The sequence below is a fragment of the Bradyrhizobium sp. BR14999 genome (assembly GCF_056106085.1).
Genome location: NZ_CM148536.1, coordinates 4447591 through 4460092 on the forward strand (window position 1 = coordinate 4447591; position 12502 = coordinate 4460092).

A 12502-nucleotide genomic window follows, 5' to 3' on the forward strand; every position below is an offset into this window, starting at 1 on the left:
GATTTTCGAATTTGCGGCCGGAGGCGACCGGCACGCGAGGAGAAGACGATGAACCAAGAAATTATGAATCTCTTCAATCCGACGACGCCGGCTCAGGTCTTCGACCAGATCCGGATCTCGATCGCGTCTCCAGAAAAGATTCTGTCCTGGTCCTACGGCGAGATCAAGAAGCCGGAGACCATCAACTACCGTACCTTCAAGCCCGAGCGTGATGGCCTGTTCTGCGCCCGCATCTTCGGGCCGATCAAGGACTACGAGTGCTTGTGCGGCAAGTACAAGCGCATGAAGTACAAGGGCATCATCTGCGAGAAGTGCTCGGTCGAGGTCACGCTGTCGCGCGTCCGGCGCGAGCGCATGGGTCACATCGAGCTCGCAGCCCCCGTCGCCCACATCTGGTTCCTGAAGTCGCTGCCCTCGCGCATCGGCCTCCTGCTGGACATGACGCTGAAGGATCTCGAGCGGATTCTTTACTTCGAATATTACGTCGTGCTGGAGCCGGGTCTCACCGCGCTGAAGGACCGTCAGCTCTTGTCGGAAGACGAGTATCTGAAGGCGCAGGACGAGTACGGCCAGGACAGCTTCACCGCCATGATCGGCGCGGAAGCGATCCGCGAGCTGCTCAAGGGCATGGACCTGGAGAAGCTCGAGGCCTCCTTGCGCGTCGAGATGCAGGAGACCGACTCCGACATCAAGCACAAGAAGCTCGCCAAGCGCCTGAAGATCGTGGAAGCGTTCCGCCACTCCGGCAACAAGCCGGAATGGATGATCATGACCGTGGTCCCGGTGATCCCGCCGGACCTGCGTCCGCTGGTGCCGCTGGATGGCGGCCGCTTCGCGACCTCGGACCTCAACGACCTCTACCGCCGCGTCATCAACCGCAACAACCGCTTGAAGCGGCTGATGGAGCTGCGCGCGCCGGACATCATCATCCGCAACGAGAAGCGCATGCTTCAGGAAGCGGTCGATGCACTGTTCGACAACGGCCGCCGCGGCCGCGTCATCACCGGCGCCAACAAGCGCCCGCTGAAGTCGCTCGCCGACATGCTCAAGGGCAAGCAGGGCCGCTTCCGTCAGAACCTGCTCGGCAAGCGCGTCGACTATTCGGGCCGTTCGGTGATCGTGGTCGGTCCCGAGCTGCGCCTGCATCAATGTGGCCTGCCGAAGAAGATGGCGCTCGAGCTGTTCAAGCCGTTCATCTACTCGCGGCTTGACGCCAAGGGCCTGTCCACCACCGTGAAGCAGGCCAAGAAGCTGGTCGAGAAGGAGCGGCCCGAGGTTTGGGACATCCTGGATGAGGTCATCCGCGAGCATCCGGTGCTGCTCAACCGCGCGCCGACGCTGCATCGCCTCGGTATCCAGGCGTTCGAGCCCGTGCTGATCGAGGGCAAGGCGATCCAGCTGCACCCGCTGGTCTGCTCCGCGTTCAACGCCGACTTCGACGGCGACCAGATGGCCGTGCACGTTCCGCTGTCGCTCGAAGCGCAGCTGGAAGCGCGCGTCCTGATGATGTCGACCAACAACATCCTGCATCCGGCGAACGGCCAGCCGATCATCGTGCCGTCGCAGGACATCGTGCTCGGTCTCTACTACGTCTCGATCATGCGTGAAGGCCTGCCCGGCGAGGGCAAGGTGTTCGGCGACATGGCCGAGCTCGAGCACGCCCTGCACGCGAAGGTCATCCACCTCCACACCAAGATCAAGTACCGGTGGGAAGGCATGGACGAGACCGGCAAGGTCTCCAAGCGCTGGATTGAGACCACCGCCGGCCGCGTCATGCTGGGCAATCTGCTGCCGAAGAACCCGCGGATCTCGTACGAGATCATCAACAAGCTGATGACCAAGCGCGAGATCTCGGGCGTGATCGACCAGGTCTACCGTCACTGCGGCCAGAAGGAGACGGTGATCTTCTGCGACCGCATCATGGCGCTCGGCTTCTACAACGCGTTCAAGGCCGGCATCTCGTTCGGCAAGGACGACATGGTCGTGCCGCACGGCAAGTGGAAGATCGTCGATACCACCCGTACGCTGGCGAAGGATTTCGAGCAGCAGTACAACGACGGTCTGATCACGCATGGCGAGAAGTACAACAAGGTCGTCGACGCCTGGTCGAAGGCCACGGAAGAAATCGCCAAGGCGATGATGAAGGAGATCTCCGCCACCAAGAAGACGGCGAGCGGAGCCGACGCCGACATCAACTCGATCTACATGATGGCTCACTCCGGTGCCCGCGGTTCGCCGGCCCAGATGCGCCAGCTCGCCGGCATGCGCGGCCTGATGGCCAAGCCGTCGGGTGAGATCATCGAGACGCCGATCATCTCGAACTTCAAGGAAGGACTCTCGGTTCTCGAGTACTTCAACTCGACCCACGGCGCCCGCAAGGGCCTCGCGGACACCGCGTTGAAGACTGCGAACTCGGGCTACCTGACCCGTCGTCTCGTCGACGTGGCGCAGGACTGCATCATCACGCAGAGTGACTGCGGCACCAAGCTCGGCATCAAGATGCGCGCCATCGTCGACGCCGGCACCGTGGTGGCTTCGCTCGGCTCGCGCATCCTCGGACGCACGGCCTGCGAAGACATCCGTGACAGCTCGGGCAAGGTGATCATCAAGCGCGACACGCTGATGGAAGAGAGCCATCTGGACGCCATCCAGCAGGGTGGTGTGCAGGAGGTGAAGATCCGCTCGGCGCTGACCTGCGAGCTCGTCAACGGCATCTGCGGCAAGTGCTACGGCCGCGACCTCGCCCGCGGCACGCCGGTCAACCACGGTGAAGCCGTCGGCGTCATCGCGGCGCAGTCGATCGGTGAGCCGGGCACCCAGCTGACCATGCGCACCTTCCACATCGGCGGTGCGGCGCAGCTCAACGAGCAGTCCTTCGTCGAAGCCAACTTCGACGGCAAGATCGTGATCCGGAACAAGGCCATCGCCCGCAACAGCGAAGGTCACCTGATCGCGATGGTGCGCAACATGGTGGTGGCGATCGTCGATGCCGACGGCACCGAGCGTGCGACGCACCGTGTCCAGTACGGCTCGCGCCTGCACGTGGACGAAGGCGACATGGTCAAGCGCGGCCAGCGCGTCGTCGAGTGGGATCCTTACACCCGTCCGCTCCTCACTGAAGTCGAAGGTACGATCGGCTTCGAGGATCTGGTCGAGGGGCAATCGATCTCGGAAACGCTCGACGAGGCCACCGGTATCGCCAAGCGCGTGGTTATCGACTGGCGCTCGACCCGCGGCGGCTCGGACCTGCGTCCGGCCATCGTGGTCAAGGGCAAGGACGGCAAGGTGCTCAAACTCCCCCGTGGCGGCGATGCCCGCTACATGCTGTCGGTCGACGCCATTCTCTCGGTCGACGTCGGAGCCAAGGTCAATCCGGGCGACATCCTCGCCCGTGTCTCGACCGAAAGCGCCAAGACGCGTGACATCACCGGCGGTCTGCCGCGGGTGGCGGAACTGTTCGAGGCACGGCGTCCGAAGGATGCGGCGATCATCGCCGAAATCGCGGGCACCATCCGGTTCGGACGCGACTACAAGAACAAGCGTCGCATCTCGATCGAGCCGATGGACAAGACCGAGGAGCCGCGCGAGTACCTGATCCCGAAGGGCAAGCACATCCACCTTCAGGACGGCGACGTCGTCGAAAAGGGCGACTTCATCGTGGAAGGCAACCCGGCGCCGCACGACATTCTTGCGGTGAAGGGCATCGAGGAGCTTGCGGCTTACCTGGTCAACGAAATCCAGGAGGTCTACCGGCTCCAGGGCGTGCTCATCAACGACAAGCACATCGAGGTGATTGTCCGTCAGATGCTCCAGAAGGTGGAAGTCACCGACCAGGGCGACACGGACATGATCTCCGGCGAGCAGGTCGACAAGATCGAGTTCGACGCGCTGAACGAGAAGGCCAAGGAAGAGGGCAAGAAGCCCGCCACGGGGACGCCGGTTCTGCTCGGCATCACCAAGGCGAGCCTTCAGACCCGCTCGTTCTTCTCGGCGGCCTCGTTCCAGGAGACCACCCGCGTCCTCACGGAAGCGGCGGTCAACGGCAAGATCGATCCGCTCGAAGGCCTCAAGGAGAACGTCATCGTCGGCCGGCTGATCCCGGCGGGCACCGGCGCCTCCATGGCCAAGATCCGCGAAGTCGCCATGAAGCGCGACAAGCTGATCCTGGACGAGCGCGAGAAGCAGGCGGCCGTCGTGTCGCCCGCGCCGGAAGCGGAGCCGATGGCGCTGCCGCCGGCGGAATGATGGTTCATCCGTAAGAATACCGAGGACAATGAAAAGGCCGGCTTTTGCCGGCCTTTTTGCTGCTTTCTGTGTTTGCTGCTATGCGGGATCAGCCTTTGTTCATCTTTCCTTCAGCCGCAAAAGCGCTTCTGCTAGGAGAGCTTAGACCGGTGGTCCCGTGACGGGGGCAGGGCCGGAGACCACGGAACTCACATGCTTGATCTCGCAATCGTAGGCGGCGGCCCCGGCGGGCTGATGAGCGCCTGGTATCTTAAGCGTAAGCTCGGCGACCTCTGCCGCGTCACCATCTTCGAGGCGTCCGACCGGCTCGGCGGCAAGATCGTCACGCGCAAATTCGATTCCGCGCCCGCGATGTACGAGGCTGGCGTTGCCGAGATCTACGACTACTCGATGACCGGGCCCGATCCGCTGCGCGAGCTGATCCAGCATTTCGGGCTTCAGACCATTCCGATGGATGCCGAGCAGGTGCAGTTCGGCGGCGAGCTCCTCAACGACGTCGCTGGCATGCGCCGCAAATACGGCGCCAAGACCGCGGCCGCGATCGAGGCGTTCCGCAAGCGCTGCACCGAGGTGATGTCGCCGATCGAGTATTACGAAGGCGTCGGCGCGCACGACAACGAGAACCCCTGGGCCTACAAGACCGCCGAGCAGGTGCTCGATGAGGAGGTCGAGGACGAGACGGCAAAGCGTTTCTTCAAGGTCATGGCGCGCTCGGACATCGCGACCGAGAGCCACAACACCAACGGCCTCAACGCGCTCAAGAACTATCTGATGGACGTCGACGGCTATATCGGCCTCTATTCCATCCAGAACGGCAACGAGCAGCTGATCGAGTGCCTGCAGTCGGAGGTCAATGCCGACATCCAGCTCAATCACCGGGTGCTTACCGTCGGCAAGGCGCCGACCGGCCGTTATCAGCTCAAGATGATGAACGGCAAGGGGCCCGAAACGCGCGACTTCGATCTCGTGCTGATGTGCCTGCCGCATTCCTGGCTCGCGACCGTCGGCTGGGAAGGCGAGCAGCTGCGCAAGTCGATGGTCAAGCACGTCTCATACTTCGATCGCCCGGCGCACTACTTGCGCGTCTCGATTCTGTTCGACACGCCGTTCTGGGGCGAGAGGATTCCCGGCGCCTGGTTCATGTCGGAAGCCTTCGGCGGCTGCTGCGTCTACAACGAGGGCGCGCGCCACGACGTCGGCAAGCACGGCGTCTTGAACTGGCTCATTCCCGGCTCCGACGCGCTGGCCTTCGCCAATCTGTCGGACCAGGAGCTGATCGATGCGGCGCTGAAATCGCTGCCGGCATCGCTCGGCGATGCGCGTTTGCATTTTGTGGAAGGCAAGATCCACCGCTGGCTGTCGTCGGTGAACGCGCTGCCGGGCGGTCTGCCGGTGCGCGACGTCATGACCAATCACCGGCCCGAGCCGAAGCAGCATCCCGGCATCGTGGTCGTCGGCGACTACCTATTCGACTCGACGCTGAATGGTCTGCTCGACTCCTCGGACGCGGCGACTGACATCATCCTGACCGAGATGATGCGCCTGCGGCGCGAGCGCGCGCAGGAGGACAAGCCGCTCTCTGACAAGATCGACCGCGATTATTTCGAGAACTATCGCGGCCTTGGTCCCTATGACGAGGCGTGGCGCCACTTCACCGATCCCGATTATCTCACGAGGCTGATCGGCATCGTCTGGGGCGAGGCGAAGGGCGCCAAGCTGCTGGTCGCGGGCTCTGCCAGCGCCGAGCTGGTCGGTGCGCTGCGCGATCGCGGCATCGATGCATGGGGAATCGAGAACAACCGCGCCATCCACGCCAAAACGCCGAAGGCACTGAAGAAGTACAACAAGCTCGGCTCGATCACCGACATGCCGTTCAAGGACGGTGCGTTCGACTTCGTGTTCGAGACCAGCCTTTGCCACGTTTCGCCGAAGCAGGTGGTCCGCGCGATCCGCGAGCTGAATCGTGTGGTCAAGACCGGCCTCGTGTTCGGCTCGATCACGTCGGACATGGCGCCGGCACTGATCGACCGCTACGACCTGCTGCGCGGGGTCAAGAAGCTCGGCACCTGGTGGGAGTGGTCCGAACTGTTCTTCGGCAACGGCTTCGATCTGTCGATGCACCGCAAGGACTGCACCGATGCGCTCTGGGAGGCGACGCTCGCCGCGAGCAAGGGGCCGGGCCAGTGGTACGCCGACGCCGACAGCTTGCGCTATTCCTTCTTCGACAAGGTCGAGCACGAGGACTAGCCCAAGACGTCGGGCGCCTTCGCCAATTGCTTTGCCGAATTCATCTTGATGGCATAGAATCGGTGCAATAGCGGCTGCCGCTATTGCTGCTTTCTCTGCGGTCATGCCGGCCGTCAGCATCGGTTGGTTTTATGGCGTCCAAGCCCCTCTCGCCCGACAAACAGAAGCTCGCCGCGGAAGAGGCGGCCGAGCTCGACGACAAGCTCGCCGCCACCGCGAAGCCGGAACTCGAAGACGAGGAGGACGACGAGAGCGGGGACGAGCTGGAGCTCGATGACGAGGATGAGGACGAGGACCTCGTCGTCTTTACCGCGCGCGAGGCCGCCGGCGCGCTCGCCACCATCGTCGGGTTCGTCAGGCCCTATCTGACCAACTACAAGCGGATGCTGTCATTCGTCGCGTTCGGCGTCTGTATCGAGACGCTGTTCAACGTCATCATGCCGCTCAGCCTGAAGTACCTGATCGACGACGCGCTCGGCGAGGAGGACTTCCAGGCCCTCTACAAGATCCTCGGCGTGCTCGCGGCCGCCGGCATCTTCACTTCGATTGTCGCGGTCTGGTACGAGCGCTGGGACGCGCGGCTCGCTGCCTGCATCATTTCCGACGTGCGCAAACGCCTGTTCGAGCATGTCCAGGATCTGCCGGCGGCCTATTTCGGCCGCACCAAGCGCGGCGAGATCCTGTCGCGCTTTTCCGTCGATCTTTCGGCCTTCGAAGGCTCGGTCAAGAGCTTTGCCAACAGCGCAGCGCTGCCGTTCCTGGAACTGATCGCCGGCATCATCCTGATGGTGTTCCTGAACTGGCAGCTCGCGGTGGTCGCGCTGCTGGTGTTCCCGATCACGCTGATCGGCCCGCGCATCCTCACCCCGAAGGCGGTGCAGGCCAATTACGAGCAGAAGCTCAACGAGAGCGCGCTGCTCGGCATGGTGCAGGAGAACGTGGCGGCGCAGGCGGTGATCAAGGCGTTCAGCCTGCAGCGCAAGATGTTCGGCTTCTTCACCTTCCGCAACGACGAGACGCGCAACAAGATCGCCTCGGCCGCGTTCCTGTCGACCATGGTGGAGCGGACGGTCACCATCTCGGTGCTGCTGCTGCACCTGGTCGTGCTCGCGATCGGTGCATATCTGGCCACCAAGGGCCAGATCACCATCGGCACCTTCGTCACCTTCGAGAGCGCGTTCTGGGAGGTTTCCTACAATATCGCCCATGTGATGCATTTCATCCCGGTGTCGATCTCCTCGGCCGCTGCGATCCGGCACATCCAGGAGCTGCTCGACGAGCCGACGCGCGGTGCCGATCGCCCCGGCGCGCCCGACCTGCCGCGCATCACCAACGACATCACCTTCGACCGCGTGACGTTCCAATACGAAGGTAGCCAGACGCCGGTGCTGGACAATCTCAGCCTCAAGCTCAAGGCCGGCAAGCGCATCGCCATCGTGGGACCGTCAGGCTCCGGCAAGAGCACGCTGCTCAATCTGATCCTGCGGCTCTACGTGCCCGACGAAGGCCGCGTCACCATCGATGGTGTCGACGTCCGCAAGGTGACGCTGGATTCGCTGCGCCGGAGCATGGCGGTGGTGTTCCAGGAGAACATGCTGTTCAACATGTCGATCCGCGAGAACATCCGGCTCGGCAAGGAGGGCGCGACCGACGAAGAGGTGGAGGAGGCGGCCAAGAAGGCCGAGATCCACCGCTACATCATGGGTCTGCCGCAGCGATACGACACGCCGGTCGGCGAGCGCGGCGAAACGCTCTCAGGCGGCCAGCGCCAGCGCATCGCGATCGCGCGCGCAATCATCCGTAACCCGTCCGTGCTGCTGCTGGACGAAGCCACCTCGGCGCTCGACCAGACCACGGAAGCCGCGATCAACCGCACGCTGCTGAAGGTCGCCAAGGGCCGCACCATGATCTGGTCGACCCACCGCCTGGCCTCGGTGGTCGAGATGGACGAGATCATCGTGATCTCAGGGGGCAAGGCGATCGAGCGCGGCTCCCATGCGGAGCTGCTCGCCAGGAACGGCACCTATCGCAAGCTGTGGAACGATCAGATTCACCAGCCCCATGGCGCGTTGGCTCACGCCGACGATGGCGACGAGGATGAAGACGACCTCGAGGATGATGAGGATGACGGGGAGGAGTGACTGGGGGCGTTCGGCTCCGGAGGGAGCGCCGTGTCCTATCCATGTCTCGTCGCCCAAGCATGCGTGGCCCAGCACCGACTCAGTGATTCCCTGACGCAAGGCGTTCGGCCGGCGCCAAGCCGCGGACTTTTTCGATATTTGGCTTGGGCGCATCGGCCCGTCGCGGGTCGACCAGTACTGCCGAAATCCCCGCGAGACCGGGCATCGCGGCACGCCAGGGAAGCTGGAAAACCGCCGCCAGCCAGCGGATTTGTGCATGGGCAGGAAAAAGCCCACAGTTTTGATAATAAAACTACATTTTGTCCGGGTATAATTTCCTTCGGATCTGGTAGACCAACCGCTTCGTCCCCATCTCAGGCAGGCGCGGGGAGGCGGCCAAGAGGCTATTTTTGCAGGCGCTGAAGCGCTTTGTGACTGTCGTTTCACCTTGACTTGACCGATTCTCACTTATAGAAAGCGCCTCACTTAACGACAGGCGGTGAGCATCGCCAGCGTCGGAACGGGCCACCCGTTTGATCCCCAAGGACTAGATCCACAAGGGTCGTAAAGGCGGGCACCAACCTCGACGAATGCCGCTCAAACGCTGTCGATCATAGCTAGGCAATGCCAGTGCGATTTTAGTTCTCTTGAGCACGTTCTCATGAGATCGAACTCGGATGCATGACCTCAGTGCGCGGGCCGCGGCATTGTGCTGACCGGTCTAACTACTGCGGTCCTCTGTGGCGTCGAAGCGCTTTCCGCTCGTTGATGGAGCGGTTGGCGCAATTTCGCTTTGCGCGGATTGATCTGCGCAGGGCGGCTCCGTCGGGCGGGTGGCTCGAAAGAATTTGCGGTCCCGGCAACGGGCTGCGGCAAGAAAGCGGATCTGGAAGGGTCTGCGCTAGAACAAAGGGTAAGGCCAGGATGCCGACGATCAACCAGCTGATCGCTCAACCGCGGGAAGTGCAGAAGTCGCGCAAGAAGGTGCCGGCACTGCAGCAGTCGCCGCAGAAGCGTGGTGTTTGCACCCGCGTCTACACCACGACCCCGAAGAAGCCGAACTCGGCGCTTCGTAAGGTCGCCAAGGTGCGCTTGACCAACGGCTTCGAGGTGATCGGCTACATCCCCGGCGAGGGTCATAACCTCCAGGAGCACTCGGTGGTCATGATCCGCGGCGGCCGCGTCAAGGACTTGCCCGGCGTGCGTTACCACATCCTCCGCGGCGTTCTGGATACCCAGGGCGTCAAGAACCGTAAGCAGCGTCGTTCGAAGTACGGCGCGAAGCGTCCGAAGTAAGCGGGAACCAGCTCAATGTCTCGTCGCCACTCAGCGGAAAAGCGCGAAGTTCTTCCCGATCCGAAGTTCGGGAACATCATCGTCACGAAGTTCATGAACTCGGTGATGTACGCCGGCAAGAAGTCGGTCGCGGAAGGTATCGTCTACGGTGCGTTCGGCATCATCGAATCCAAGACCAAGCAGAACCCGCTCGGCGTGTTCGAGCAGGCGCTCGAGAACGTCATGCCGACGATCGAGGTTCGCTCCCGCCGCGTCGGCGGCGCGACCTACCAGGTGCCGGTCGAAGTTCGCTCGACCCGCCGTCAGGCGCTGGGCATCCGCTGGCTGATCTCGGCCGCGCGCGAGCGCAACGAGAAGACCATGACCGAGCGGCTTTCGGCTGAGCTGCTGGATGCGTCGAACAACCGTGGGAACGCCGTAAAGAAGCGTGAAGACGTGCACCGGATGGCGGAAGCCAACCGCGCCTTCTCGCACTATCGCTGGTAACGGCGAAACAAACGGACTCGCAAGGAACACCCCATGCCCCGCCAACATGCCATCGAGGACTACCGTAACTTCGGTATCATGGCGCATATCGACGCCGGCAAGACGACGACGACCGAGCGCATCCTCTACTACACCGGCAAGAGCCACAAGATCGGCGAGGTGCACGAAGGTGCCGCGACGATGGACTGGATGGAGCAGGAGCAGGAGCGTGGCATCACGATCACCTCGGCTGCGACCACCGCCTTCTGGGCCGGCAAGCGCCTGAACATCATCGACACTCCCGGCCACGTCGACTTCACCATCGAAGTCGAGCGTTCGCTGCGCGTGCTCGACGGCGCCGTCTGCGTGCTCGACTCGAACCAGGGCGTCGAGCCCCAGACCGAGACCGTCTGGCGCCAGGGTGACAAGTACAAGGTTCCGCGCATCGTCTTCGCCAACAAGATGGACAAGATCGGTGCGGACTTCTTCAAGTGCCTGTCCGACATCGTTGACCGTCTGGGCGCCAAGCCCGTCGCGATCCAGCTTCCGATCGGTGCCGAGAACAACTTCAAGGGTCTCGTCGATCTCGTGAAGATGAAGGGCGTCGTCTGGAACGATGAAGCGCTCGGCGCGAAGTTCGACTATGTCGACATTCCGGAAGACCTGGTCGACCAGGCCAAGGAATACCGCGAGAAGATGGTGGAAGCCGCCGTCGAGCTCGACGATGACGCCATGGCCGCCTATCTCGACGGCAAGGAGCCGGACGAGGCGACCCTCAAGCGCCTGATCCGCAAGGCGGTGCTGACCGGTGCGTTCTATCCCGTGCTGTGCGGTTCGGCCTTCAAGAACAAGGGCGTGCAGCCGCTGCTCGACGCCGTCGTCGACTATCTGCCGTCGCCGCTCGACGTGCCCGCGATCAAGGGCACCGACGACAAGGGTAACGAAGTCGTGCGCAAGGCGGACGACAAAGAGCCGCTGGCGCTGCTCGCGTTCAAGATCATGGACGATCCGTTCGTCGGCACCATCACCTTCTGCCGCATTTACTCCGGCGTTCTGCAGAGCGGCACCGGCGTCGTGAACTCGACCCGCGAGAAGAAGGAGCGGATCGGGCGCATGCTGCTGATGCATGCGAACAACCGCGAAGACATCAAGGAAGCCTATGCCGGCGACATCGTCGCGCTGGCCGGCCTGAAGGAAGCGCGCACCGGTGACACGCTGTGCGATCCGGACAAGCAGGTGATCCTGGAGAAGATGGAATTCCCCGAGCCGGTCATCGAGATCGCGATCGAGCCGAAGTCCAAGGCCGATCAGGAGAAGCTGGGCGTGGCGCTGGCCAAGCTCGCTGCGGAGGATCCGTCCTTCCGCGTGTCGACCGACCACGAGTCCGGCCAGACCATCCTCAAGGGCATGGGCGAACTCCATCTCGACATCAAGGTCGACATCCTCAAGCGCACCTACAAGGTCGACGCCAACATCGGCGCGCCGCAGGTGGCCTTCCGTGAGCGCGTCACCAAGCGGGTCGAGCACAGCTACACCCACAAGAAGCAGACCGGCGGTACCGGCCAGTTCGCGGCCGTGTCGTTCATCGTCGAGCCGAACGAAGCCGGCAAGGGCTACGAGTTCGAGTCGAAGATCGTCGGTGGCGCGGTGCCGAAGGAATACATCCCCGGCGTCGAGAAGGGCCTCGAGAGCGTGCTGTCGTCCGGCGTGGTCGCGGGCTTCCCCGTGGTCGACGTCAAGGTGCAGCTCGTCGACGGTAAGTATCACGACGTCGACTCGTCGGCGCTCGCCTTCGAAATCGCCTCGCGCGCCTGCTTCCGCGAAGCGCTCCAGATGGGCAAGTCCGTCCTGCTCGAGCCGATCATGAAGGTCGAAGTGGTGACCCCGGAAGACTACACCGGCTCGGTCATCGGCGACCTGAACTCCCGGCGCGGTCAGATCCAGGGTCAGGACATGCGCGGCAACGCCAACGTCATCAACGCGATGGTGCCGCTCATGAACATGTTCGGTTACGTGAACAATCTGCGCTCGATGAGCCAGGGTCGCGCGACCTTCACCATGCAGTTCGATCACTACGCAGAAGCGCCGGCCAACGTGTCGGCAGAAGTCCAGAAGAAGTTTGCCTGATT

At 62.9% G+C, this 12502-nt stretch carries 6 protein-coding genes; all 6 read left to right on the plus strand.

The window, feature by feature from the left end; translation table 11 throughout:
• The first annotated feature begins 48 nt into the window (after nt 1-48).
• Nucleotides 49-4245, plus strand: coding sequence for a DNA-directed RNA polymerase subunit beta' (gene rpoC, locus ACR9YP_RS20510; protein ID WP_091894761.1), 4197 nt, complete (start codon nt 49-51; stop codon nt 4243-4245).
• A gap of 192 nt (nt 4246-4437) precedes the next feature.
• On the plus strand, nt 4438-6492 hold the full coding sequence (locus ACR9YP_RS20515) for an FAD-dependent oxidoreductase (RefSeq protein ID WP_474216932.1): 2055 nt from the start codon (nt 4438-4440) through the stop codon (nt 6490-6492).
• A gap of 131 nt (nt 6493-6623) precedes the next feature.
• On the plus strand, nt 6624-8633 hold the full coding sequence (locus tag ACR9YP_RS20520; RefSeq protein WP_474216933.1) for an ABC transporter ATP-binding protein: 2010 nt from the start codon (nt 6624-6626) through the stop codon (nt 8631-8633).
• Nucleotides 8634-9536: 903 nt separating this feature from the next.
• Nucleotides 9537-9908, plus strand: coding sequence for a 30S ribosomal protein S12 (gene rpsL / locus ACR9YP_RS20525; protein ID WP_007603006.1), 372 nt, complete (start codon nt 9537-9539; stop codon nt 9906-9908).
• A gap of 15 nt (nt 9909-9923) precedes the next feature.
• A complete protein-coding gene (gene rpsG / locus ACR9YP_RS20530) occupies nt 9924-10394 on the plus strand; it encodes a 30S ribosomal protein S7 (RefSeq protein ID WP_008136420.1) in 471 nt (156 codons plus the stop codon).
• A 33-nt stretch (nt 10395-10427) separates the two neighbouring features.
• The gene (fusA, locus tag ACR9YP_RS20535) at nt 10428-12500 is read left to right on the plus strand and encodes an elongation factor G (protein WP_091894754.1); all 2073 of its coding nucleotides are present in this window, start codon (nt 10428-10430) and stop codon (nt 12498-12500) included.
• Nucleotides 12501-12502: the final 2 nt, after the last annotated feature.